Source organism: Paenibacillus sp. FW104-T2, assembly GCF_058789975.1.
This window is the reverse complement of the sequence record NZ_JBYTCE010000023.1, coordinates 87,006-111,981: the sequence shown is the minus strand read 5'-3', so window position 1 is coordinate 111,981 and position 24,976 is coordinate 87,006. Positions and strand designations below refer to the sequence as shown.

The 24,976-nt window shown below is 47.5% G+C and carries 20 protein-coding genes and 1 riboswitch; of the genes, 7 read left to right on the top strand and 13 right to left on the bottom strand.

Annotation, left to right across the window (positions count from 1 at the left end):
- Nucleotides 1-532: 532 nt before the first annotated feature.
- From AC3WQ3_RS24175 to AC3WQ3_RS24155, 5 genes are all read right to left on the bottom strand, one after another.
- Nucleotides 533-1,909 (bottom strand): NCS2 family permease, encoded by a 1,377-nt coding sequence (locus AC3WQ3_RS24175; RefSeq protein ID WP_492473871.1) that lies wholly within the window; start codon nt 1,907-1,909, stop codon nt 533-535.
- Between the two features lie 179 nt (nt 1,910-2,088).
- Nucleotides 2,089-2,189, bottom strand: a riboswitch (purine riboswitch).
- A gap of 213 nt (nt 2,190-2,402) precedes the next feature.
- Nucleotides 2,403-3,248, bottom strand: coding sequence for a carbohydrate ABC transporter permease (locus AC3WQ3_RS24170; protein WP_095293153.1), 846 nt, complete (start codon nt 3,246-3,248; stop codon nt 2,403-2,405).
- A gap of 45 nt (nt 3,249-3,293) precedes the next feature.
- Nucleotides 3,294-4,169, bottom strand: coding sequence for a carbohydrate ABC transporter permease (locus AC3WQ3_RS24165; protein WP_095293154.1), 876 nt, complete (start codon nt 4,167-4,169; stop codon nt 3,294-3,296).
- A 109-nt stretch (nt 4,170-4,278) separates the two neighbouring features.
- The gene (locus tag AC3WQ3_RS24160; protein WP_492473873.1) at nt 4,279-5,496 is read right to left on the bottom strand and encodes an extracellular solute-binding protein; all 1,218 of its coding nucleotides are present in this window, start codon (nt 5,494-5,496) and stop codon (nt 4,279-4,281) included.
- Between the two features lie 309 nt (nt 5,497-5,805).
- On the bottom strand, nt 5,806-6,789 hold the full coding sequence (locus AC3WQ3_RS24155; RefSeq protein ID WP_492473870.1) for a glycoside hydrolase family 43 protein: 984 nt from the start codon (nt 6,787-6,789) through the stop codon (nt 5,806-5,808).
- A 297-nt stretch (nt 6,790-7,086) separates the two neighbouring features.
- Here AC3WQ3_RS24155 and AC3WQ3_RS24150 point away from each other — a divergent pair, with 297 nt between their 5' ends.
- Complete coding sequence (locus AC3WQ3_RS24150) at nt 7,087-8,010, top strand: ArsR/SmtB family transcription factor (RefSeq protein ID WP_127540658.1); 924 nt, start codon at nt 7,087-7,089, stop codon at nt 8,008-8,010.
- A gap of 127 nt (nt 8,011-8,137) precedes the next feature.
- On the opposite strand, the gene guaA is transcribed toward AC3WQ3_RS24150, so the two are convergent.
- The 5 genes from guaA to AC3WQ3_RS24125 all read right to left on the bottom strand — a co-directional run bounded on the left by guaA (nt 8,138) and on the right by AC3WQ3_RS24125 (nt 15,947).
- On the bottom strand, nt 8,138-9,676 hold the full coding sequence (gene guaA, locus AC3WQ3_RS24145) for a glutamine-hydrolyzing GMP synthase (RefSeq protein WP_153976867.1): 1,539 nt from the start codon (nt 9,674-9,676) through the stop codon (nt 8,138-8,140).
- A 289-nt stretch (nt 9,677-9,965) separates the two neighbouring features.
- Nucleotides 9,966-12,278, bottom strand: a complete 2,313-nt coding sequence (locus AC3WQ3_RS24140; RefSeq protein WP_492473869.1) for a DUF4129 domain-containing transglutaminase family protein — start codon at nt 12,276-12,278, stop codon at nt 9,966-9,968.
- Nucleotides 12,265-13,539 (bottom strand): DUF58 domain-containing protein, encoded by a 1,275-nt coding sequence (locus AC3WQ3_RS24135; protein ID WP_492473868.1) that lies wholly within the window; start codon nt 13,537-13,539, stop codon nt 12,265-12,267. The genes AC3WQ3_RS24140 and AC3WQ3_RS24135 overlap by 14 nt, the downstream gene beginning before the upstream one ends.
- Nucleotides 13,536-14,528: an AAA family ATPase gene (locus AC3WQ3_RS24130; protein ID WP_336784263.1), complete on the bottom strand. Its 993-nt coding sequence runs from the start codon at nt 14,526-14,528 to the stop codon at nt 13,536-13,538. Before AC3WQ3_RS24130 ends, AC3WQ3_RS24135 begins: the two co-directional genes overlap by 4 nt.
- Before the next feature lie 99 nt (nt 14,529-14,627).
- The gene (locus AC3WQ3_RS24125; RefSeq protein WP_492473867.1) at nt 14,628-15,947 is read right to left on the bottom strand and encodes a polysaccharide deacetylase family protein; all 1,320 of its coding nucleotides are present in this window, start codon (nt 15,945-15,947) and stop codon (nt 14,628-14,630) included.
- A 307-nt stretch (nt 15,948-16,254) separates the two neighbouring features.
- Here AC3WQ3_RS24125 and AC3WQ3_RS24120 point away from each other — a divergent pair, with 307 nt between their 5' ends.
- Complete coding sequence (locus AC3WQ3_RS24120) at nt 16,255-16,905, top strand: DedA family protein (protein ID WP_095362154.1); 651 nt, start codon at nt 16,255-16,257, stop codon at nt 16,903-16,905.
- Between the two features lie 41 nt (nt 16,906-16,946).
- Here the strand turns inward: AC3WQ3_RS24120 and AC3WQ3_RS24115 are convergent, their stop codons facing one another.
- Entirely contained in the window at nt 16,947-18,200 is a 1,254-nt protein-coding gene (locus AC3WQ3_RS24115) for an MFS transporter (protein WP_492473866.1), read from the bottom strand.
- Nucleotides 18,201-18,376: 176 nt separating this feature from the next.
- Here AC3WQ3_RS24115 and AC3WQ3_RS24110 point away from each other — a divergent pair, with 176 nt between their 5' ends.
- The 5 genes from AC3WQ3_RS24110 to AC3WQ3_RS24090 are packed head-to-tail and all read left to right on the top strand — an operon-like array spanning nt 18,377 to nt 23,620.
- A complete protein-coding gene (locus tag AC3WQ3_RS24110; protein WP_492473865.1) occupies nt 18,377-19,891 on the top strand; it encodes a spore germination protein in 1,515 nt (504 codons plus the stop codon).
- A gap of 21 nt (nt 19,892-19,912) precedes the next feature.
- Nucleotides 19,913-21,115 (top strand): Ger(x)C family spore germination protein, encoded by a 1,203-nt coding sequence (locus AC3WQ3_RS24105; protein WP_492473864.1) that lies wholly within the window; start codon nt 19,913-19,915, stop codon nt 21,113-21,115.
- Between the two features lie 7 nt (nt 21,116-21,122).
- Nucleotides 21,123-21,356: a hypothetical protein gene (locus tag AC3WQ3_RS24100; protein WP_095293165.1), complete on the top strand. Its 234-nt coding sequence runs from the start codon at nt 21,123-21,125 to the stop codon at nt 21,354-21,356.
- Between the two features lie 17 nt (nt 21,357-21,373).
- A complete protein-coding gene (locus tag AC3WQ3_RS24095; RefSeq protein ID WP_492473863.1) occupies nt 21,374-22,477 on the top strand; it encodes a GerAB/ArcD/ProY family transporter in 1,104 nt (367 codons plus the stop codon).
- Nucleotides 22,478-22,501: 24 nt separating this feature from the next.
- Nucleotides 22,502-23,620: a GerAB/ArcD/ProY family transporter gene (locus AC3WQ3_RS24090; protein WP_336784270.1), complete on the top strand. Its 1,119-nt coding sequence runs from the start codon at nt 22,502-22,504 to the stop codon at nt 23,618-23,620.
- Nucleotides 23,621-23,677: 57 nt separating this feature from the next.
- On the opposite strand, the gene bcp is transcribed toward AC3WQ3_RS24090, so the two are convergent.
- The gene (bcp, locus tag AC3WQ3_RS24085; RefSeq protein WP_492473862.1) at nt 23,678-24,142 is read right to left on the bottom strand and encodes a thioredoxin-dependent thiol peroxidase; all 465 of its coding nucleotides are present in this window, start codon (nt 24,140-24,142) and stop codon (nt 23,678-23,680) included.
- Nucleotides 24,143-24,187: 45 nt separating this feature from the next.
- On the bottom strand, nt 24,188-24,973 hold the full coding sequence (locus AC3WQ3_RS24080) for an ABC transporter permease (protein ID WP_336784272.1): 786 nt from the start codon (nt 24,971-24,973) through the stop codon (nt 24,188-24,190).
- Between the last annotated feature and the right edge of the window lie 3 nt (nt 24,974-24,976).

The window sequence follows — 24,976 nt, the reverse complement described above, 5'->3', positions numbered from 1 at the left end:
TTCGAAGCTTTTCAGTTTGCTTACCGCACCGTGTTTCTCGTGTTTTCTTGGCCGGAATTAGAATATACCATGTACAGTTTTTTTATGCAAGTACTTTTTTCAATAAGAAATTAAGAAAGAGTATACAGACTTCTATTCAAATAGTTTCTTCTATATAAAGATACGAAGTTTACAACAAGAGAAGCTATATGATCTCAACCATCAAAAGATCAAACCGAATAAGGTCCTGACCATAAACGCTGCAGCTTGTCCAAGAACTCTTTAACATCACATAAACATAAAGTTCTACAAGAATCCTTTTATTGATCAAACTGTGTATCTTTATTGACGTACCTTTCCAAGCTATAAATCACCTCACCATATCTCTCACCAACTTTCCCTCTATATATAGAACGTAACTTACCCACTATATAATGAAAGGAACTGTATTATATTTCTCAAGCGAGATTAAATTCTGATTCTATTTAATAAAAAAAGACGAAAGCCCTGATCAAGCCCAGGAGCTTTCGTCCTTCTATATAGTAGAAATGAATTATTCTCCGCCCATAAAGATATAGCGAGCAAGAACAATGATTGCGAGAATCCACATCAACCAGTGAATCTTCACTTTGCGATCCGTAACCAGGTTACTGAATACGGCCAGAATAACATAAGACAGAATACCTGCTGAGATCCCGTTTGCAATTCCGCCTGTGAAAGGCATCAATACAATTGTTAGGAATGCAGGGAACGCTTGAAGGAAATCATCCCACTCAATGCTGCGCACCTGGCTCATCATCAATACACCTACGATAATCAGGGCCGGAGCTGTGGCAGCAGACGGAACAACCAGCGCAAGCGGAGCAATGAACAGCGCCAGAATGAACAAGATCCCAGTCGTTACCGAAGTCAGACCCGTACGTCCACCCGCTTCAACGCCAGAAGCACTCTCAACGAATGCCGTAATAGTACTTGTACCCAATGCCGCACCCGCACTTACACCTACTGCATCGACGAGCATTGCTTTACCAATTGTTTTCTCGCCTTTTTGCTTGTCTTTCATAATGCCCATCCGGGTCGCAGTTCCAACCATTGTACCGAACGTGTCAAACAATTCAACGAAGGTAAAGATGAAGATAATCTCAAACAATCCAAGGCTAATCGCGCCCTTCAGGTCCAACTGTCCCACAGCCAGATCACTGAAATTAGGCAGCCAACTTGCACCGGATAGTCCGCTAAGATTCGTAACACCCATCGGAATACCAATTAGAGTTGTAGCAACGATACCAATGAGCAGTGCACCTTTTACACGCATAACCATCAGTACAGCAATAAGGATCAATCCAATCAGTGCCAATAGCGCATCATGATGCGTCACAAAATTACCGAGCGACAAATTGAAACTGCTGCCAGGAATCGGCTGTCTAAGGTCTGCATCTGGCGCAACATTAACCGTAACAGCAACGAGGTTGGCCAATTTGAAACCTACAATAGTAATAAAGAGACCGATACCGACCGTAATGGCCATTTTCAATGTTTGAGGTACAGCCACAAGCAGCATCTGACGAATTCTCGTCACGGTCAAGATAATAAATACGATACCCGAGAGGAATACCGCTCCGAGAGCAGCTTGCCAGGTAATTGCCCCATTAGAACTCAGTACCACCGTCATGAAGTATGCGTTCAATCCCATACCCGGCGCGAGAGCGATCGGGATGTTAACGAACAATCCCATAATGATGGTCATAAGCCCAGCACCTACGGCTGTTGCAAAAAACACTGCGTTATCCGACATCCCCGCCCCGGCTGATCCGAGGAACAATGTGTTAACAAAAAGGATGTACGCCATGGTCATAAAGGTAGTAAGACCCGCAACAATCTCCGTTCTAACATTCGTTCCGTTTTCTTTTAGTTTAAAGAAACGATCCATAATCCACTAACTCCCCCTTAGAGATGCTGAAGCCATTTTGAAAAACGACAAAGACCCTGGACGGACTTACTTCACCCAGGGTTAGCTATAAGGAGAGGTGTAGCCTATTGCCAAGAACAAAAAAAATTCTAATGTGCGTCCATTATAGTTAACCACGCAGTCATATAGAACTTTTGCTGTGCTTAGCCTCTCCTGCTCGTAGCCAGATCATTAGGGTGATCTTGTAGAAACTCCCGGGCCATATCCCCAGGATTATACGAAGTAGTATGCGCTATTTGTTTGTTTTCCCATCCCTATTTTAGAAGCGCCGACCTTTTCTGTCAATGATAAAAACGAATGTTAATTATATGTTTCTACGGAAACGTTCGTGTTCTGAAAGCGCTATACATTTTATCGCAAAAAAAGCCACCGTATATACAGCAGCTCATAATCCAACCTATACATTGTTTCTACTGTAAAACAACAGATTAACAAACAATGCAGCAACTCAACATTATCCTTTAATTCCCGAATTCAGGTTAATCGATTGCAGGAAATACTTTTGTGCAAAAATAAACAGCACGAGTGTTGGAATAATGGCCAGAATCGCCGAACCCATCAGTTGTCCAATCATGCGATAATTGCCGTAAATATCCTGCAACAACAATAGTCCCGCGGTAATCGGCATTTTCTCGACATCTGTGTATACGATAACCGGCCATAGGAAGTCATTCCAGGACCCAATGAACGAGAATAGACCGCACACAATCAATACCGGTTTCACCAGGGGTAAAATAATGGAGTAATAAATCCGGAAATCACTTGCACCATCTACCTTAGCAGACTCGTCGAGTTCGCCAGGTATTCCTTTCATGAACTGACGAACGAGGAAGATATTCCCCATACCAGCCAGCCCCGGAATAATCATGGCCCAAGCTGTATTGACCCATCCAAGCGCCTCAATGATTTTGTAGGAAGGGATCAGGTTAACGACACCCGGGAAAAATGAAATCCCAAGAAGCGTGAAAAATAAGGCATCTCTCCCTTTGAACTTCAACCTTGTGTATCCATAGCCTGTAAGGGAAATGATAAAAACGACAAGCACCGTGTGAGATACTGCAATGAGCAGCGAGTTGCTCAACCATCTCAGAATCGGAGCGGTTGATGTATTGTCCAGTATGGCAACGTAGTTATTAAAGTCCCACTCTTTGGGAAATAACCGGAACCCGGCCGACACCACTTCTGCCTGTGAGCGAAACGAAGTCGTAATCCCGAAAATAACGGGCACCACCCATATGACACAAATGGTTACCAAAAATAGATAGGATATATATTTAGAGATACTTATTTTTTTGACCATGTTGATATACCTGCTCCTTCCCGATCCACGTTCGATCCTGCTCCTCTAATTGGCGTTCCGGTTCATTACGTAATATTGCAATGCGGAGATGACCAGAATAACCAGTCCTAACAGCACAGCCATGGCGGAAGCCATACCTGCCACTGACTCACCGGAGCCAAACGCAAGCTGGCGAATATACATCATGAGAACATGCGTAGTCTGCTGTGGTCCACCATCGGTCATCATCAGCGGCTGACCAAATACGTTAAATGAACCAGCTGTTGTCATGACAAATGTAAAAATCAACGGGAAACGGATGGAAGGCAGCGTAATGCTGAAGAATCGGCGTACCGGACCCGCACCATCCATCTCGGCTGCTTCATACAGATCGCTAGGTACACCATTAATGGAAGCGCGATAGATAATCATGTTACCTCCGACCGCTCCCCACACAGATATCACAATAATAATGATCCAAGCATACGGTTGATTGGCTGCCCAGGATATCTCTGATCCAAATACGTTACCAGTGATGCCGAGCTGTTTATTGAAAATAAGTGACCAGATGAGCGCTGCGGCAGATATGGAGATCATACCTGGAATGTAGATAATTGCCTGCATGAAGCCTTTGAATTTCACCTTTTTATGTTCAAGGGCTACCGCAACAAGCAGCGGAATAATGATTAAAGGCGGAACGCTCAGTGCCACGAAAATCAACGTATTCTTCAAACCATTAAAGAATTGAAAATGAAATGAGGAATCCTGGTCGAACAGGATCGTCCTATAATTTTCAAAACCGACCCAAACCGGATCGTTAATTAGGTTCCATCTGGTGAAAGAGGCATAAATCCCGTAGATCGTTGGCAGCAGTATAAACACCAAAAACAGGATTAGATGAGGACCAACAAATAAGAACGGTGCAAATGATCGTTTATTCATATCCTTTCATTTCTCCTTTGGGAAAAGCAATGTGCCACCCTCGCGACACATTGCTTCTATTACAGTAGACTGGCAAGATGTACAATACATCCGAAATGCAATTCAAGTTTTACTGGGCCCCACTGCTTCCTTGAGCAATTTTGTCCTCAACCTCTTTTTGCATCGTTTGCAGTGTCGCATCCAGCTCCACATTGCCACGAACGATATCAGCCGCGTATTTGTCAACTGCTTCAGCTACATACGGGTAATACTCGTAAGTGTAGATGTATAGCGATTCAATCTCCTTCTCGTTTGAAGTAAAGAAAGACTGCATGTAGTCTTTGTACTCCGGACTCTCAATAACCTGTTTACTCGCAACGGTTTGTCCTGCTTTAGCCCATTCCATTGAATTCTGACGGATAAACTCCAGGAATTTACCGATCCCTTGTTCCTTCTCGTCCGTTCTCGCTTCATTGTTCAGCATGGCAAACAAGTGAGATGAAGAACGGTTTGTAAACTTATCAGCCGTAGGTGAATATACATTGGTTACACCAAAATTCAGACCTTCAACAGTGGCGTGAGCAGTCGAGCTCCATGTACCATCTGTGGAAAACAAAACATTGCCGGATTGGAACATCAGGTAACCATCTTCACCGAACGGAGTCATAAGACCAGCATCGGAGATCTTTTTGACATTTTCAAAAGCAGCCTTCATCTCAGGGGTATTGAGCGCTGGTTTTCCATCCTTCTGTACATCCCCGCCTACATTTTGCAGTTGTCCGAGAATGACCCAGCCAAGCAAAGCATCATTGACGACGAAGTCTCCTTCGTCCAGTTTGCCTTGCAAGGAAAGCATCTCATCAATCGTGACAATATCATCATCCAGGAAGGATTCCACGTTATACTTTTTCAGCAAATCCTTGTTGTAGTACATGGCATTACTGTGAATATCGAGAGGAACAGTGTACTGTGTCCCATCAATTGTTCCTGTTGACCACGCTTGCGGTAAATAGTTCTCTTCCTTAATTTCCGGCTGCGCAGCCAGCATTGAAGTCATTGGCTCAAGCACATTTTGTTTCACAAAGCCCGGAACTCGGTCAGCATGGATAATAGCCAGATCCGGTATACCTTTACCGGAGTTAATTACCGTAGACAGCTTGGTATACATATCAGACGTAATCACATGTTTTACTTTGATTTCTGGTTCGGTGGCGTTGTATTCTTTAACTAACTGGTCCATGTAGGCCCCATCCTCTCCAGTCAGAGGCGTCCAGAACGTAATCGTATTTTTGTCGTCTGCACTGCATCCCGACAACACAATCACCAGCAGAAACAGCGTCGATACCATGAGAATAAAACCTTTTTTTGTACGTTTCACACAAGAACCCCCCTAGAATGATCAATCCTAAGCACATTTGTAAACGCATTCATATTATCAAGAAAATCACAGGGATCTGCAGTTTTTCTTTGGAAACTGTCCCTGTATACCGTGTATACTTGCTGAAGGAAGCTTGCCTAGGAGCACTCCCTTCGCTCCATCACACAAACGTTAATAAATGAATTAATCATTAACGTTTGTGTGAATTTATCGTAATTCATAGCGCTTACATTTGTCAACCACTTTGTTCCATTTTTATTTTTTATTTATGCTATAGCTCTATACGTTCACCGGACGACCATCTGGAACGGGTTTGCCAAAGTACGGGAATCCAAACTCATCCCAACCAAAGACCTGTGCCCGCATGTGGCGATTCGGATCATAGAGTGGGTCTCCCTCAATTTCTTTATAATTGCGAGCATGATAGACCAAAATATCCTGGCTTCCGTCCTCCGACACGGTGAAACTGTTATGCCCAGGGCCGTATTGTCCCGCCTCTACATCGGTTTGGAATACAGGGGCCGGAAGCTTTGTCCAACTCTTCGGTGACAACAGGTCGCTCCCTTCCTCTGCATACAGCAATCCCATGCAATAATTATGATCAGTTGCACTCGCGGAAAAGGATATAAATATTTTGCCATTTCTATTCAACACCGCTGCGCCTTCGTTGACCAAAAAACCGATTTTTTCCCAATCATGTGTCGGCTCAGCGATCATCACCTGTTCGGAAGCGAGTGTCCACGGATTTTCCATGGATGCAATATACAAGTTGGAATTACCTACGATGTCGGGATCTTTCTGTGCCCAAACCAGATATTGAACGTCATTATGTAAGAATGAGGTCGCATCGAGTGCGAAGCTCTCCCATTTTGTCTTGATTTGCCCCTTTTCTTCCCACACTCCTTCAAGTGGGTTCTCCGAGGCATTTTCCAGCACGAACATGCGATGGTCAAAAAGCCCTTCCACCGTAGCCGTTGTTCGTGCTGCAGCAAAATAGATATACCATTTACCGTGGACAAAATGGATTTCCGGTGCCCAAATGTTGGCACTCATCGGTCCTTCATCATATTTGCGCCATACAACGATGGGCTCAGCGCTATCCAGCTCTTGAACAGTGCGAGCTCTTCTAACCTCTATTCGATCATACTCAGGCACGGAACCTGTAAAATAATAATAGCCGTCGGTATGTTTGTATACCCATGGATCGGCTCGTTGCGGTATAATCGGATTAACAAATGATTCCTTCTTCGAAACTGTACTCACGCTGTCATCTCCTGTTCTGCACGATAGGTTAATGTTTTTGTTTATATATTCGTAAATTTGTTATTAATTCACCTAAATATTAAGTTATTAAGCTACACGTGTCAATGAGTTGGCAGGGTTTTTTTGGTTATTTCATGGTTCGTTTTTACATTTTTCCGAATTTTTTCTGTTTTTATGTTGTATATCTGGTATTATTTATATAAAAACGTTGTGATTATTTTCGAATTCCGATATTATAATATTCTACGTTTACTATTCACATAAATGTTAATATTTCATTTCTTCGGAGGAATTACATTGAAAATCGACCTGAACGAAAAAAACCTGCATATCTTCGAAGCCCTTTCTAGCAGTGTGCGCATTCAGATCGTTCATCTGCTATCCAAGAACTCTATGAATATAAAAGAACTGGCCGAAGCGCTTGGACTCAGCAGTGCCATTATGACCATGCATGTCAAAAAACTTGAAAAAGCCGGTGTTATCGAATCCAACATGGCCCCAGGCAAAGGTGGAGCGGCCCAAAAGGTCTGCTCTCTTCGCATGGACACTCTTGAAATCGCATTCCCGACCAAGGATGTCATCCAACGTGAGATTCACAAAACTGAAATCTCGGTAGGACATTTCACTGATCTGCAGATCAAACCGACTTGTGGCATTTGTACAAGGGATTCCATCATTGGTATTTTTGATGATCCCCGGTATTTTCTTGACCCTGATCGATTAAAGGCCAAAATTTTGTGGTTTGGACAAGGGTTTATTGAATACAAGGTACCGAACTATCTCATGGGGGATGAGAATCCGGAGGAATTGGAGATTTCAATGGAAATCTCCTCGGAGGCACCACTGACCAACAATAACTGGCCTTCAGATATTTCGTTTATCGTTAATGGCGTTGAGGTAGGGATGTGGACGAGCCCAGGTGACTTTGGAGGAAAAGGCAAACTGAATCCACCCTGGTGGTTTGAGAGTGTAAATCAGTACGGCCTCCTGAAACATCTCATTATCAAAAAGGAAGGCACATTTATGGATGGCGTGAAATTGTCTGACGTTACCATCGATGATATTGGTATCCGTAACAGCTACTGGTCGCTTCGCATTGCCGTCAAGGAGGATGCAGAGCACATCGGTGGCGTTACGTTATTCGGAGAAGGATTCGGTAACCACAATCAAGACATTATTTTCCGTCTGTATTACACCGACAAAACTGAAAAGCCTGAGTAAAATAAGCGTTTGTGAGCTTAGCAATTCTGAGTTAATCATCACTGGCACAACAAAAAAAACTCCCTTTGACATGTGTAATACATGCTCAAAGGGAGTTTCTTTTCGTTCAATACCGTTTATTTGTAACCTATTCCCACTCAATCGTTGCTGGTGGTTTGGAAGTTACGTCATAGACGATCCGGTTAACGTTATCGACTTCATTTACGATACGCACGGAGATTTTCTCCAGTACATCCCAAGGGATACGTGCCCAGTCGGCAGTCATACCGTCGATGGATGTTACGGCACGAATACCTACAGTGTAGGAATACGTACGAGCATCACCCATAACGCCTACGCTCTTCATGTTCGGCAGAGCCGTGAAGTATTGCCAAATTTCGCGGTCCAGACCCGCTTTGCCAATCTCCTCGCGCAGGATGTAATCCGAATCACGAACGATTTTAAGCTTCTCTTCCGTCACTTCTCCAAGAACACGGATCGCAAGACCCGGACCCGGGAATGGCTGACGGTGTACAATTTCATCCGGCAGGCCGCACTCTGTACCCACTTTGCGCACTTCATCCTTAAACAGGGTGCTCAGTGGTTCAATCAGCTTAAAGTTCATATCTTCAGGCAATCCACCCACGTTGTGGTGAGATTTGATCGTTTGTGCTGTCGCTGTTCCACTTTCCACGATGTCCGTGTACAGTGTACCTTGCGCCAGGAATTCGAAATCATCAAACTGCTTGGACTCTTCATCAAATACGTAAATAAACTCGTTACCGATAATTTTACGTTTTTGTTCCGGATCATCCACGCCAGCCAGCTTGGACATGAAGCGCTCCTGTGCATCGATTTTGACAACTTTCATGTCAAATTTGCCAACAAACGTCTCCATTACGCTTTCGGCTTCGCCTTTGCGCAGCAGACCGTGGTCGATAAACATACAAGTCAGTTGGTCACCGATCGCTTTGTGAAGCAATGCAGCCACAACGGAAGAATCCACGCCACCGCTGAGTGCACACAGTACTTTACCGTCGCCCACTTTTTCACGAATATCTTTGATTGTGTCGTCAATAAATGTTTCCATCGTCCAGTTGCCTTCGCAACCACAGATGTTAAACAGGAAGTTGCTAATCATATCGTTACCACGAACAGAGTGACGTACTTCCGGGTGGAACTGAACAGCATACAATTTGCGCTCATCATTACTCATCGCAGCGATCGGCGCACTTTCCGTGCCTGCATCCAGTTTGAAGCCCGGAGGCAATGTAACTACATGGTCACCATGACTCATCCATACTGTATGTTCGCCTTCAATGCCCTGTGCCAGTGCAGCACCTGCGGCAAACTCAAGGTCTGCTTTTCCGTACTCACGTTTCTCGGAACGCTCTACCTTACCTTCAAGCTGCTGTGCCATAAGCTGCATACCGTAGCAAATCCCGAAGATTGGCAGTCCCAGATCATACACACCCGGATCTACATGCGGAGCGTTCTCAGCGTACACGCTGGAAGGACCTCCGGAGAAAACAATACCTTTTGGTGCCAATTCTGCGATCTTCTCTGCCGGTGTGTTATACGGCAAAAGCTCGCTGTATACGCCAAGATCCCGGATTCTTCTGGCGATTAACTGGTTGTATTGGCCCCCAAAGTCAAGGACAACCACAATTTCATTTTGCTTATTCATTACCGTGCCTCCCTCAATTAATGAAACTAATTATACGCAACGACAAAACATACCGTCAAGGAAAGACGAAACTCCTTTTTGTGGGCAGTTTACAACATTTGATATGAAGACACCTTCATTGTGAGTTTTCTACAAATTCCCCACTTCCATTCGCTTCATGTTCAAATGAGTGTTTCATGGCAAGCTGTATGTAATACAGACACTACTATGACAAGCCAAAACAGAAAGAAAGAAATCGCCCAAAGACACCTTGTCCGCACTTCGGCGAGCAAAACGTCCCTGGGCGATGTTATGGTAATGGCAGGCGCCGGGCAAGGCGAAGTGCCCGGCGCAGGAATGCAAGACTGTCCGCGCGCAGCGGACGGTCCGGCCCGTACAGCAGCCGTTCCCAGTCGGCTGCAAACCGCGCGATGTCCGCGGCGTCCGTGCCGGCGGCCAAGGCGGGTGACGCTGCATACTCCCGCAGCGTCATCCCCGGCGGCCGCGGGCCGTACCGCCGCGCGAGCGCGGCCCAGACCGGAGCTGCGGCGCTGAGCAGCCGCTCACGGTCTGGGAAGCTGCTGCGCGGCCATGCCAGCAGCAGCCTAAGCCGCAGCGCGGGGCGAAGCCGCCGCATGCGCAAGGCCCCGGCAGCGGCCAGCAGCACCGCTGCCGCAAGGGCTGCCGCGAGCCATGGCTCCGCGGCAAGAGCACGTGCGCGCGCCAGCAGCCAGGCGCCCGCACCGTCTATCCCGCCGCCAGATTGTGGCGGGATCTCCTCGCCGGGCTGTGCCCCGGCGACTGCTGCGGCGTCCGTGCCATCGCCTTGCGGCAATGCGAAGCCCGGCGTAGCCTCAAACGGCATCCAGCCTGCGCCGGGGAAATACACCTCCACCCAGGAATGTGCATCCCCCTGGGTAACGACATACTGGCCCGGTACCTCAGGATCCGGTGAACCTGCACTGAACCCCTTTACCCAACGAGCGGGAATTCCCTCTGCGCGAAGCAATACAACCATCGCCGTGGAGAAGTGATTGCAATAGCCTTCCCCTGTGACAAACAGAAAGTCATCAACGAAATCCATTCCGCGAGGCGGCATGCGAGTGTCCAGTGTATATTCGGCATGCTCTGCCAGGTAGGTTCGCACTGCCTGGACTGCATCATAACGCGTTTCGCTCTTCTGGATAATGTCACTTGCAAGTGATCGTACCCGCTCAGGGAGAGATTCGGGCAGCTGCAGGTAGGTTCTGCGGATGGCTGCCGGATCCTGACTTGAACTACGCGCCTCGCCCAATAGACGAAGCTGTTCTGGCGACGCGGTCGGAATCATGACGTCGGTTGTATACGTTTTGATCGGTTCACGATTGCTGGATCCGGCAAGCCAGAGCGTAGCCGAGTCTGCATTGGAGAGCAGGGCCATTCTATTTTCTTCGTTCTGTTCATTCTTGTCCTGAAAGGACAGGTTCAAAGGTACTCCTCCCGTAAAGAGCGGATTAGGTCCCCTCCACGGACGCTCCATCGTGACGGTTTGGCGAATGCGTGTCCAGTAGGCTTGGTTCTCCCAGCCATCGGCACGAAACAGACCTGCCGGGCTTGCCTTTTGAAAGTTTTGTGCAGGATCACTCCATGTACTGCCGTTATAATAGGAACGAGTCTCCCCGCGCCAATACGTGACTTGAGGACTCTTCGCTGTAAAAAAGACGGCATTCCCTTGTACCAATGGAGATCCCATCGGCGCATCAGATGTGCTGTATCCCGTGACAGATGCCGAAGCAGGGATGCTGCCGCGTGGTGTATAGCCTGCCCAGCGGGCAAGGCGTTCTCCAATCTGATCAAGCGATATCCGTTCCGGTTCAGGCACTGGGACAACACGACCAGGCAGAGCAGCAAGCAATACCATCCCCGCTGCTGCAGCAGCAGCCACCGTACACCAACGAACATAGGGATATCGGTGAAAGGTCGGTGTTGTGCCCCCTTCCAACAGACGGAGCAGTTGGAGAATGGTCTGGATCAGCAGTATCCATAGAACGGATCGCACTACGGAGGCGTAGACATCCAGCCCGGCCAATGTTTCCAGGAGCAGCAAATAAAGCAGGGTAGCACTGCCGAACAGCATCACACTCCGACGCATCAACACAAGGGACTGCACGGAAGCCATGAGCATGCTCCAACCACACATCATCAATAAACCTCTTGTCTCCGTACTGATGGAATAAAAGCGTCCACTTTCCATGAATGAGCGTATATCCTCCATCCATGTTCCCGGGTAACCGAGAGCCCAACCCGCAGGGTCACTGCCTCCATACATCAGACATAGAGTAGTAAGAGCGATAAGTAGTCGAAGCAATATCCCCAACATCCAGCCTACACGTAGTAATCCTGCCATCAGGAGAGCACCCGTAAGTCCGGCCATCACCACCAGAAAACGCCCACTTCCCTGCTGTCCCGAGGAAGTAATCGGGTAGATCCATTCCAGGGAGAGAAGCAGCAGCAGAACAGAAATGCTTATCTTATACACGACGGGCTCTCTCTTAGAACGCTGGGATTTGGAGCCTTGACCAAGTACCGAAACTTCTTCCGTAGATTGGACACCCGTTATATCTCCTTGATTACGCTCCCACATCCGAGACACCCGCCTTTCCAACGAAAGGCATGGATTGGTCTGCGACCGAGCTGACTCTTACCCCGCTAAGCCGAAGCTGTTCCGTCCACTGATCAGCCGGGTTCCCAAGCCCTCCCTGAACTGTATTCCCTTTGGCTTGTTTCTCACCCATCTGTGTTTCGGTTAACTGCACTTCTATTTCATGTCCCAACTCAGCCGCACCCAGCACCCATCCCGTCAGTACGGCATCCAATCTGCCAGTGAGGACAACAAAGCGTGTCCCCGCGGGCCACTGATTCAGCATGGTTGTATCCGCCAAGGATGAATTGGATAAGTCAGCACTTGATATGCTTGCCTGGGCCAGGCTGTCCAGTGACAGATTTACATGCTCGGCATGGATCAGATCACTTAACCACGCGGATTGCTTATCCGGACCAGGCTCTATCCCTGTCCTCCAGAGTTGATAGGGAACATCATCGCGAACAGCTGTAAACACCCAGCGGGCAGCCATGTTAATGGCACGTTCAAACCCCGGATGCTCCTTCGCCCCCTGAATTCGTCGTTCGTAGCCAGTCTTACCTTCATAGAGCAGAATACCTAAAGACGTTGATTCCGATAATTCAGGCAAAAAGGTTTGAAGCTTGCCCGTCTTGGCCGTACTTTTCCAATGTATGCGTCCCAATGGATCTCCTGGTTGATACTCGCGGTACTCGGGACTTCGGTTACCTTGACTGGTTTTTGAATTTGCCGAATTCCCCTCATCTATAGCCGCAAATGCTGCAGACTCACGATCACCGAATGTTGATCCAGACGGAACGACAGCAAGAGATGTCCAACCCACCGTTTCCACAGAGACGGTGTTCCATCCGAATACATCTCCCCAGTACAGTTGGCCTGAACCCCATTGATACAACCCTCTTCGCAAGCCGGACATTTGATATTGGTAAGCAAACTTGCGTCTCATTCCCGGAAAAAGTAATTTTCGATGCACTCCAGCGGGCGTATCCTCACAGAGCATGATCCAAAGCAGTGGAATTCGGCATTCGAATTCCACTTCCACCTGAACTCGCACCATTTCCCCAACCATAATTCGTTCCGAATTCACTTTCCGGCGAATGCAAATTCGGCGTGGCCCCAATAGTTGAATGACCAGACCGCTAATCAGGATGAGAGAGGCCGTAATGGACAAAAACAGTGCCGCCTTGCCTCCATGCCATAGGTAAAGACAAGCAAAAGCTGCTGCCAAGACCGCATGGAACAGCCATTGAACAGGCGCGGTCATGATCGCCGGCCCCTTCCCTGACCTGTCATTTGCACAGGCACGGGAACCGATGCTAGTGCATCCTGAATGACTTGTTCCTGACCCCGGAATGCCTCCGTCCTGTTCTGGCCTTTCAACCCGATTCGGTGGGCAAGCACAGGCTGAGCCACCTCTTTGACATCATCCGGAATGACATAGCTTCGCCCCTGCAGGTAGGCATATGCTTGTGTTGCAACCATCCAGGCAAGCGTTCCTCGTGGACTGATGCCGAGTCTCACTGCCGGATGATTACGAGTAGCTACAGCCACTGCAACCAGGTACTGCTTGACTACGGAATCAACGTGCACATGTCTAACTTCACGCTGCATCGCATTCACTTCTTCAGCGAGCACCACTGGACGAAGTTCATCCAGTAACTCTCTGCTCTGCCCTCTGGTTAGCAGCTCGACTTCCTGTTCCGGCTCCGGGTAACCGAGCCCTATTCGCATTAGAAAACGATCCAGCTGCGCTTCGGGTAACCGATACGTGCCCTCGAACTGCAGCGGATTCTGCGTTGCCAGCAAAAAGAACGGCCTTGGCAAGGCATGTGTCGTACCATCCACTGTAATACGTCGTTCTTCCATTGCTTCCAGCAGGGCTGACTGGGTCCGGGGCGATGCCCGATTAATCTCGTCAGCCAGTACAATGTTGGACATCACAGGACCAGGCCGGAATGTGAATTCACTCGTGTGGGGGTGATACATGGATGTCCCAGTAACATCTGCAGGCATGACATCGGAGGTGAATTGAATCCGGCCCATGGAACAGCTCAAAGATGAGGCGACAGCCCGAACCAGCATTGTTTTTCCTGTACCCGGTACATCTTCCAGAAGCACGTGCCCCCCACTTAGCATTGCAGTAAGGACATATTGAATCTCTTGTTTTTTGCCTATAATTACACTCTCGACCCGCTTGATCACCCTGTTCAGCAGCTCGACCGCATGTTCATGTTCCATTCGAATATACGACATCCCTCATTCTCCTTCCATTCTGGGCATACAGAGCCATAGTAATCTATGATTCATTGTTGCCCGGAAGTAGAGAGATTAGTCCTGTCTGGATGCGTTAATTCATATCGTTCTGTACAGGTAGAAGTTTAACGCTGCCGCAAGAGGCATATTGGCCTTCACAATCCACTCGGATTCATTGGACTGAAGCGAAGATACATCCAGCCCCATTAATTCCAGCAATTCTCGCAGTGGAACCCATATCGTCCCCCCTTGACTCTGCACTGCTCCCTGTATCGTTCTATCATTCGATCGATTCGCTGATGTGGATTTCAGTTCACCACTGACGCTGTTCGCCTGGAGCACTCTATCCTTCCATAGCGCTGTCGCCGTTCTGGATTCCACGTCCCAGCGAATGCTTCCGCCAAACTTCTTCATAAACGGTCTTAATGGCACCATGATTCGCTGATCTTCCACGCGAAATTCCCCTGGCTTCAGTGTCCCCGCAGTTAGACCAATCTCTACCTTGAGTTCCTTGCCGGATAACCACAGGTTACGATTGAATTTCACATGCTCCGCAACCCACTCGGCGCCAGGTGCTTTGCGAGATTTATACTTTCCTTCAGGATGAACACGAAATTGCACCGGTTGATCCTCCGCTTTCATGGTATCAAAACGATATCCGTGATCACGATAGTATTTGATTATTCCGGGTAGTGCCTTAACCGTCTCAGCATGAGCTCCGCCATCGTGCATTAACAAGATTACTGAACCGGTACCGGCCGGCACCTTGGTGGCATTGCGCAAAATCTCTTTGGCTGGCACACCCTTGCGCTTCGAATCACCGCTATCGACGTTCCAGTCCATGACGGCATACCCGCCCAATTCGAGTAGATCGAAATAGTTTTGATCAAAATGTCCATATGTCCCGCCAGGTGCACGTACCAGGTTGGGGCGGAAGCCGGTGATCCGGTTCACGATGTCTTCCGTCTGCTTCACCTGTTTCCAGAACGATTTAAAATCACTATACAGTTCATCATAATGATGGTTATAGGTATGATTGCCAAGCGCATGTCCCTCTTCCACAGCAGCCTGAATCAACTCGGGATAACGTTCTGCCTGCTCTCCAAGGACAAAAAATGTAGCCTTTACCTGTTCCTCGCGCAAAATATCCAATACTTCACGGGTATGCTTGCCTGGTCCGTCGTCAAAACTCAGATAGACTACCTTATCCTTACTGCTCTCTTTGTTAGGTGCAGCTGCTTCAGCGCCAGCAGCGTAAGAAGGAAATGCTGTCCAGGTATAAGAAGCAAATACGCATATTATTACCGCAAGACGAAGCAGACACGATGGCCATGCGGGAAAACCATGCTTATGTATGGATTTGGCTTTTACGAATTGCTCTGCTTTTTCCACCATTGTGAAATCCGGTCTCTGCATCATTAACGAATCATCCTCCAACGTCTCTAGTGATTCTGCTGATAGACTTTAGCAGATTTGTTAGAATTATATGGAGGCTTTATCAAAAAAAGACGCGTTTCTGTTTTATATTTTTCACAATTTGGGTTAGCTCATGATTGATTCTTGGCTTCGGATTGGGTAGCATAATGAACAGGCACTTATTACCGAAATCACTGCTAGTACGGGGATAAGAAATGCAAACGTTTCACATGACGGCGGACTGCAATGATCGTATACAGGACAGCATGGAGAGTCATCCGATTCCCCTGTCTTCAGGAGAGTGAATCTATTGGAATTGCTTGAAAAGATCCAACATCTGTTCGGATCCTACGGATACAGCGTTTTGTTTTTTGGCTTGTTGCTGGAATTTATCGCTCTTCCCTTCCCGGGAGAAACAACCATGGCTTACGCAGGATACCTATCATACAAGGGTCAACTGGACTTCGGGATTCTTGCCATCCTTGCCTTTCTCGGAACGACCATCGGCATGACGATTACTTACTTCATTGGTGCCAAAGCCGGTCTGCCCTTCATTGTCCGTTACGGAAAATGGTTTCTTTTTAAACAGGACAAGCTGGATAAAACGCAGAAGTGGTTCGCTAAATACGGTAATGCTTTGATTTTCATCGGATACTTCATACCGGGAGTTAGGCATTTTACTGGATACTTTGCAGGTATAGCGGCTGTTCCTTTCCGTAAATTCGCTCTATATGCATACTCGGGTGCACTGTTCTGGGTCGTGTTATTTCTGGGCATTGGAAAAGTATTCGGTCCACAGTGGAACGCGGTGTTCCATCTTGCACATCAATATGCAGCTTATATCGTTGCAGGCATTGGATTGTTACTGATCGCTGCCGTGCTGTACCGTTATCGGAAAGCTTGGGGGCGTCGCTCAATCCGCAAGTCTTCTCCAATCAGGCAGAAACAAAATGCAGAATGAAGCATATCCCCGGAGTCGCCACCAGTGCGACTCTTTTTTAATTAACTCCTTTTAAAAGCATCCCTTCGAATCCATGCATAAGCCGCGAGCAAGAACGCAATACATGCGAACCCCATTCCCCCTGCAAAACCAAGTCTGCGCGGTTCTATCACCTCCAGCAGTATGCCTCCGCCAAACATAGATAGCCCAAGCATCGTACTGCTGCATGCCGTCACTAAACCATAGATAATTCCGCGGTATTTCTCTGGTGTTTCCCGCATAAGCAGCGTATCGAGACACGTGTTCCCCATACCTGACGTAAAGGCCAGCAAAATATACATCAGTACAGCAATCGATGCGAACCTGGTCTCACTTAACAGCATTAATAAGCATCCTTCGATCAACAGACATGCTATAACGCCAGGGAGCAGCCACTGCTGCAAATAACGTGAAGCCCAGCTGCTGAGCACAAGTCCAATCCCCAGTGCTGCGTAAAATAGACCCACACCCCAATCTCCGAGTTTGAATACGTCAATCGCATATACACTGATCAGTACATTATCAATCCCATTAATAACGGGAACCCACAACTCAAATGCAATAAGAATCTGCAAAGGGACCGATGAGCAGATGAACTGCCACAGCAGACGGGCACCTCCTTTGCTTTTACGCTTTGGAGCATGTGCAGGTTGTTTCCCCACCGTTTCATCTACTTGTTCGGTTCCAAGTGGTGGGAACGAAATCTTGCGGATCAGAGCAGCAGCAATCAGGAAAGCAAGTGCATTGGTTACAAAAGCAGCCTGAGGGCCCAATGTAGCCGAGACGATCCCCCCTACAAAAGCGCCCACAATGAGAACCGATCCGTTCATGACTTGTTCGAGCCCATTAATCTGGTGCAAGTTTTCCGAACGTACCAGCAAGGGGATTCCCGATTTGCGGACAGGCGCATATAGCGCTTCTGCGCATGCAAGCAGCGTACTTGCTGTATAGAGAATCCATAGATCATCTGCTCGGTGTACGAACAGATAGCTTAAAGCCACGGGTACCCTTAGAAGATTGGTCACAATCATAATCGTTCGCCGGCTAAAATGCAGCGTCAATACACCACCTAGCGGTGCCAGAAGAAGAAAAGGAAACACCCTCAACCCGAGCGCCAAACCTACGGCAAGACCTGAACCGGTTGTACTAAGAATCAAGGCCAGCATGGCAACCTGACTGAATCGATCACCAATTCCGTTTACCAATCCTGCCATAAAAAGCTTCCTGTAATCGGGTTCTGCGTGCAGCAAGCGTTTAAAACCAAAACTGAATGTCATTACGATACCTCACTTATTAGTTAGATAATAATCTAATTAGATAATATTCTAATAACTTGAAGTTGGCAATCTACTTATGTATGTGCACCGTTCTGATGTCACTTCTTTTTTGTCATAAGTTGATTTCATCCAGGTCATACTAACTTGCAAATATAGGGAGGTATGGGGGTGAAAGTATGAGTTCTGCAGCGCAGAGCGACCATGAACAGAAACTGATCTCTCCGAATCTGATTGACAATACGGAATATTGCAAACAAGTGATGGGCCAGAGCAACGACCTGATGATCCGCCCGCTCCAGTGTTTACATAAGTGGCCATCAATTCTGCTGTACATTGATGGGTTAGTCGATGTTCAGATACTGAATCAGGCCATTCTGGTATCCCTGCTTCAGACACATGATCTTCCAGAGTTCTCGGCTGAAGACGAACGCCTAAGCTATCTTCAAAATGACATTCTTGCTGCCAGTGATGTGCTGCTGGTAGACAATATGCAGGATGTACTTAATGCCTTATTGTCTGGTTCTGCAGTACTGCTAATCGAAGGCTCAACCAAAGGCCTGAAGATCGGAGCAGCCGGCTGGGAAGATCGCGCTGTTACTGAGCCCGTATCCCAAACCGTCGTACGCGGACCCATGGAAGGCTTTAATGAAAATTTGCGTACCAATACCTCCTTGATCCGCAAACGGATTCGTGACCCTCATCTGTGGATCGAAGAGAGAGAGATCGGACAAGTGACCAAGACCAAGGTAGCCGTATTATATCTGGAGCATATTGTGGATACCGAAGTGGTAGAGGAGCTCCGGCGCAGACTCGATGAGATTGACATCGACAGTGTACTGGAAAGCGGATATATCGAGGAATTGGTTCAGGATAAGACCGGGACCATCTTTCCGACGGTATATAACACGGAGCGGCCCGACACGGTATCTGCTGCACTTCTGGAAGGCCGTGTTGCCATTATTGTGGATGGTACTCCATTCGCCTTATTGGTACCAGCCCTGTTTGTACATTTTTTTCAATCTGCTGAAGACTATTATCAGCGTGCTGATATCAGTACATTAATTCGGATGATTCGTTACCTGGCCTTTTTCATCGCTTTGCTTGCTCCGTCCTTCTACATCGCCATCTCGACCTTCCACCAGGAAATGCTGCCGACAAACCTGCTGATTAGTCTGGCAGCTCAGCGTGAAGGTGTTCCCTTTCCTGCCTTTATCGAAGCCATTTTGATGGAGCTTACCTATGAGATCTTGCGGGAGGCCGGCATTCGGATTCCGAAAACGGTCGGTCAGGCTGTATCCATCGTGGGAACACTTGTCATTGGTCAAGCTGCGGTTGATGCGGGGGTTGTGTCTGCAGCAATGGTTATCATCGTGTCGATTACCGCGATATCCAGTTACGTCATTCCGGAGAACGGATTATCCATCTCGGTTCGGATCTTGCGTTTCGTATTGATGATTCTGGCGGCTGCCTTTGGTTTCTATGGCATTCTGGTCGTTCTGCTCATTACAGTGACTCACTTGTGCAGCCTTCGCTCGTTCGGAGTACCTTACATGTCGCCATTTGCTCCGCTGGTTCAGAAGGATCTTAAGGATACAATCTTCCGCGTACCCTGGTCTCATATGAAAACTCGTCCTCTGAGTACGGGTACACCGAACAAAACAAGGCAGTCCAACAAAAAAATGAAACGCTGATCGCGGCAAGGAGAACACCGTATGAACAAATACATCCGGCTCGTTTTATCCCTTGTGGTTCTGCTTCCTCTCCTTACCGGATGCTGGGATCGCAAGGAACTCAATGACCTTGGAATTATGCTGGGCCTCGGGGTAGATAAGGATGGAGATAAAATTAAAGTTAGTGCCCAGGTGGTCGTTCCCAATGAGGTATCCTCCAAATCTGGAGGCGGGAAAGGCACTCCTGTAACCCAATATCAGGCTACTGCAGACACACTATTTGAAGCCATTCAGAAGCTGACTGAGACCAGCCCACGTCGCATATTCATGGCTCATGTGCGAATTCTTGTCTTTGGTGAAGAATACGCACGTAAAGATGGGATATATGATGTCATGGAAGCCATGACGCGGGAACCTTCTGTACGGCCGGATTATTACGTCATGGTTGCCCGCAAGACAACCGCCTCCAAAGTGCTGGATCTGCTTACACCACTGGAGAACATTCCTGCTGAGAAGCTATTTACTTCCCTGGACGTGTCCGCCAAGACTTGGTCCCCTACAACAACCGTGACTGGAGATCAACTGCTTGATTATATGCTGACTCCTGGTATACAGCCTGTAATTACCGGTGTAGAGATCATTGGGAATCAGGATGTAAGTGGGAGCAAGGACAATATCTCTTCCATTAGAACCCCAGCCAGCCTTCACACGACCGGACTAAGTGTCTTTAAAAAGGACAAGCTGATTGGCTGGTTAACCGAGGAGGAGTCCAAGGGATATAACTACATTCGGGATAATGTGGTATCCACAGTTAGTGACCTTCCCTGCGGCAGTGGAGGAACAGTTACCTTCAAAGCTCTTCGGACCTCAACGAAACGCAAAGCGAAAATCGTTGATGGTCAGCCTGTGATTCATATCAAACTTGAAAATGTTTCTTCCATTGCTTCCGTTGAATGTGGCATCAAAATCGGTTCGATGGAAACGCTCAGAAAACTGGAAGAGGAGAGCGAGGAGCGATTAATCGAGCTCATGCAGACTTCGGTGAACTCCGTGAGGCGAGAATATCATGCAGATATTTTTGGATTCGGGCAGGAAGTTTACCATGCGGATCCCAAGCTTTTTAAAAAGATGGAGGATGACTGGAACAAGCACTTCGACAATCTGGACATAAAGTACGAAGCCAACGTACAGATAAAACGTACGGGAACACTGGACAATTCATTCAAAGATGAACTGAAGGAGTGAGATCTGAATGATTACGATCACGGTCATTGTTGTGGGGGTTATCGTAGGATTGATCGATCTTCCTGGTCTAATCCGTCGCAAGGAGTGGAAAGAGACTGCAGTATACAGCAGCATGCTGCTTGTTGCCACCTTCTTTAGCGTGATCGCAGCGAATTTATGGGAATTCCCAAGTCCACTCTATATCATTATGTGGATTTACGAACCGGTGAATCAATTTTTGGCTACTATCACCGGAACTTAGGCAAGGGGGTAAAACGGATGTTGGAGCAAGGACGGCTTGGAACAAGGCAGTTGGCAACCCTGACTTTCTTGATGGTTATTGGAGATATGATGCTTATCTATCCCTCCGTCATCACGTCCTACGCCAAGCAAAACGCATGGATCTGTGCCCTCATCGGAATTCCGCTAGGTATGGGGCTCATGGCCATGTTCCTTAAACTTGGCAATATGCACCCTGGCAAGAACCTGGTTCAGATTGCCCGTAAGTATTTGGGATTTTGGCCAGGAACCGTTTTTTCTATCGTATACTTATTTTATTTTCTCGTGGGTACATCCACGCATTCCCGAGAAATAGGTGATTTTATGACCAGCCAGATTTTTCAATTCACACCTATTCGAATCATTATCCTGATGTTTGTCATTACCCTTGGCTGGGGGATATACAACGGCTTGGAAGCCATCGGGCGGACAAGTGAACTGCTGCTGCCAATTGTAATCATCTTCATCCTCGTGCTTTCTTTTTGCCTTCTGCCCAAGGTAGAAATCAGTCATCTGAAGCCCTTCACAGATACCGATGTGGTCTCTCTGGCACAAGGAATACTCGTAAGTGTTACCTACCCAGTGGGCGAGGCCATCCCGATCCTCATGATCTTACCCTATACCGCGAGACAAGCTCACCGAACCCGGGACGTGGTCGCTGCCGCTGGTCTGGGAAACTTGATGTTGGCGATGCTGGTCACGATCTCCCTCCTAGTGCTCGGTGCATTTCTGACTCAGCATAGTATCTATGCATCGTTTATTTTATCTCAGAAAATTAGTATCGGAGGGTTTTTTGAACGTATCGAGGCCATTATGGCTACCTCCTGGCTGATCTCAACCTATTTCAAAGCAATGATTTATTTTTATGCGTTTATCGTTGGAATTGCAGAGCTCTTCAATCTTAAACAGTATCGGATTCTCCTTCTGCCAGCATGCATGCTGGTATTTGGAATGGCCAATGTAGTAGCTCCTAACCTGACCTTTATTGTCATTACCATCGTTCCATACTGGGTGGATTGGGATACAACTCTAGGGATTTTGCTGCCGGGGATGCTGCTGCTTATCATGATATTTAAAAAAAGGAAAAAATCGATATCCAACTGATCAATGTTGAAGGAGCAGAAGTACATGCTGATTAAAGATCGCCTGACGGTACGGCAATTTACCCTGCTGACCTTCCTAACGATGGTCGGGGACATGATTCTCATCTATCCATCACTCGTAACTGCATATGGCCGACAAGATGCATGGATATGCTCCTTGCTAAGCCAACCGATCGGTTTATTGATGATTTGGATTCTGTTCAAACTCCATCGTACCCATCCCGATTTGTCCCTGATCGAAATCTGCAAAAAATTGCTTGGTTCATGGATGGGTTCCGTCCTGGCTGCCGGATACCTGTTCTATTTCAGCATGGGTGCTGCCATATGTCTGCGCGAAGTGGGGGACTTTATGACCACACAGATCTATCTTCAAACCCCCATCCGTGTCATTCTGACGCTGTTCCTTGCCCCCATGGTATGGGGGATTATACATGGTCTAAAGACCATGGGCTTGAGCAGTGAACTTCTCGCTCCCATTGTCGTTGTCTTCATGATTCTTCTGCTACTGGGGCTGCTGCCACAAGTAGAGCCTGCCAAACTCCAGCCCTTTCTTGAAACGCCATGGATCAAATTAATGCACAGCACGATTAGAGGTGCTTTCTCCTCATTTGGTGAGTTGATCATATTGTCCATGTTCCTTCCTTATGTGACAAGGGCATCTCATCTTAAACGGGATATATTGCTTGCTGCGCTTGGAGGGGGAATTCTGCTTAGTATGCTTGAACTCTTTTCTCTCATGGTATTCGGTCCAATCCTTACGCAGCATGGTTTCTATATCTCCTATTCACTGGCACAGAAAATCAATATCGGTAACTTTTTTGAACGAATCGAAGCATTAATGGCCATCTCCTGGCTGATCTCGACCTATTTTAAGGGCATGCTGTATATGTTCGGTTTTGTTCTGGGAATAGCCCAGTTATTCAAGTTAAAAGCGTATAAGCCCCTGATCCTGCCCTCGGCCTTGCTGATATTTGCTGCAGCCGTTCTGATCGGTCCCAATATCATCTTCTATACCAACACCGTCATGCCCGCATGGCTCGACTGGAATGTGACGGTCAGCCTGATCATCCCGCTCTTTCTGCTCCTCGTTCATCGGCTTCGCTTCCAGAGAAAGAACCGGCCCACCAAACGTGTAACCCCATAAAAAAGGCAGTGGCCACGGTGATACCCGAGAACACTGCCTTCGTTGAATTTCCGCTTTTTACAGGGACTTCACAGCCTCCAAAGCTGCTTCAATATGCCCTTTCACTCTGACTTTCGACCATTCCTTGATTAGCTTTCCCTCTTCATCGATGAGGAATGTGGAACGGACAATGCCCATGTATTCCTTGCCGTACAATTTCTTAAGCTGCCACACCCCATATTGCTCGGCAACCTGATGTTCTTCATCCGATAAAAGGGTAAACGGCAATCCGTATTTCGCAATAAACTTATCATGCCTGCTCATCGGATCTGTGCTTATACCCAATATAACCGTATTTAACCCCACAAACTCCTCATGGCGATCCCGAAAATCGCATGCCTGCTGTGTACAGGACGAAGTCATATCCTTGGGATAAAAGTAGATCAATACCCGCTGTCCACGGTAATCGGAGAGCTTCACCGTCTCACCAGTGCTGGACGGAAGCTCAAAATCCGGAGCGAGCTTACCTTCAGTTAACGTCATCTCTATTCCTCCTTCTCGTCTTACCCTCTATTATCGGGCTTCTCTCTACGAGCCTGCACCACGGTAGCGTTTCACGCCGTAGTTCCAGAGCGTAAGTCCAATCGCTGCGAAAACAAGTCCCATTACCGGGGTCAGCAATGCCATGCGATGCATCTCGGATCGATCCAGGAACAATGCTGCCGGATAGATCCCGACAAAGGCAAACGGAATGACCCAGGTTAACAATACCTGAATGGCTCGATTGTAGATCGTTACCGGATAACGTCCATAACCCTGAATGTTGTACATCAATGGAAGAATACCTGTCGGTGCATCCGAATAAAAAGACAGCGACGTCAGTGTGGTATAGATTCCCGCGTAGATTAACACAGAGCTTAGCGCCAGAATGATTAGCGCCGGAATATGCCACCATTCCAGGACAAGTCCCATTTCCGCCCCGCTGAAGATCATGATAATCAATCCGATAAACGAACCCACAAGTGCAGGCGGGTCCACATTTTCGAGCAATATCTGAAACAGATTATGTGCCGGACGCGTCAGAATGCGATCCATCTCACCCTTAACGATATACCGCTCACTGAATCCCCAGAGATTGATAAAACAGCTGAAGATGCCATACGGCACCATGAAATAACCATATACAAACAGGACTTCACTTTCACTCCAGCCCCCAAGGTTATCCGTGTGGCGGAAAACAACAAAGATAAAGATCAGATTCGTTGCCTGGAACAGCAGATCGGAAATGATCTCGACCCAGAAATCGGCACGATATGTCAGTCGTGTTTTCATGTAGTTTTTTAAATATTCCCCAATTAGACCTAAGTAGTACATGCT

Excerpts from the sequence above, each read along its gene's own strand:
- AC3WQ3_RS24080 (WP_336784272.1), bottom strand. The coding sequence starts at position 24,973 with ATGTACTACTTAGGTCTAATTGGGGAATATTTAAAAAACTACATGAAA.
- AC3WQ3_RS24130 (WP_336784263.1), bottom strand. The coding sequence starts at position 14,528 with ATGTCGTATATTCGAATGGAACATGAACATGCGGTCGAGCTGCTGAAC.
- AC3WQ3_RS24100 (WP_095293165.1), top strand. The coding sequence starts at position 21,123 with ATGATTACGATCACGGTCATTGTTGTGGGGGTTATCGTAGGATTGATC.
- AC3WQ3_RS24095 (WP_492473863.1), top strand. The coding sequence starts at position 21,374 with ATGTTGGAGCAAGGACGGCTTGGAACAAGGCAGTTGGCAACCCTGACT.
- AC3WQ3_RS24125 (WP_492473867.1), bottom strand. The coding sequence starts at position 15,947 with ATGATGCAGAGACCGGATTTCACAATGGTGGAAAAAGCAGAGCAATTC.
- AC3WQ3_RS24160 (WP_492473873.1), bottom strand. The coding sequence starts at position 5,496 with ATGGTATCGACGCTGTTTCTGCTGGTGATTGTGTTGTCGGGATGCAGT.
- AC3WQ3_RS24090 (WP_336784270.1), top strand. The coding sequence starts at position 22,502 with ATGCTGATTAAAGATCGCCTGACGGTACGGCAATTTACCCTGCTGACC.
- AC3WQ3_RS24165 (WP_095293154.1), bottom strand. The coding sequence starts at position 4,169 with ATGAATAAACGATCATTTGCACCGTTCTTATTTGTTGGTCCTCATCTA.
- AC3WQ3_RS24115 (WP_492473866.1), bottom strand. The coding sequence starts at position 18,200 with ATGACATTCAGTTTTGGTTTTAAACGCTTGCTGCACGCAGAACCCGAT.
- AC3WQ3_RS24135 (WP_492473868.1), bottom strand. The coding sequence starts at position 13,539 with ATGACCGCGCCTGTTCAATGGCTGTTCCATGCGGTCTTGGCAGCAGCT.
- guaA (WP_153976867.1), bottom strand. The coding sequence starts at position 9,676 with ATGAATAAGCAAAATGAAATTGTGGTTGTCCTTGACTTTGGGGGCCAA.
- AC3WQ3_RS24170 (WP_095293153.1), bottom strand. The coding sequence starts at position 3,248 with ATGGTCAAAAAAATAAGTATCTCTAAATATATATCCTATCTATTTTTG.
- AC3WQ3_RS24105 (WP_492473864.1), top strand. The coding sequence starts at position 19,913 with ATGAACAAATACATCCGGCTCGTTTTATCCCTTGTGGTTCTGCTTCCT.
- AC3WQ3_RS24175 (WP_492473871.1), bottom strand. The coding sequence starts at position 1,909 with ATGGATCGTTTCTTTAAACTAAAAGAAAACGGAACGAATGTTAGAACG.
- AC3WQ3_RS24140 (WP_492473869.1), bottom strand. The coding sequence starts at position 12,278 with ATGTGGGAGCGTAATCAAGGAGATATAACGGGTGTCCAATCTACGGAA.
- AC3WQ3_RS24110 (WP_492473865.1), top strand. The coding sequence starts at position 18,377 with ATGAGTTCTGCAGCGCAGAGCGACCATGAACAGAAACTGATCTCTCCG.
- bcp (WP_492473862.1), bottom strand. The coding sequence starts at position 24,142 with ATGACGTTAACTGAAGGTAAGCTCGCTCCGGATTTTGAGCTTCCGTCC.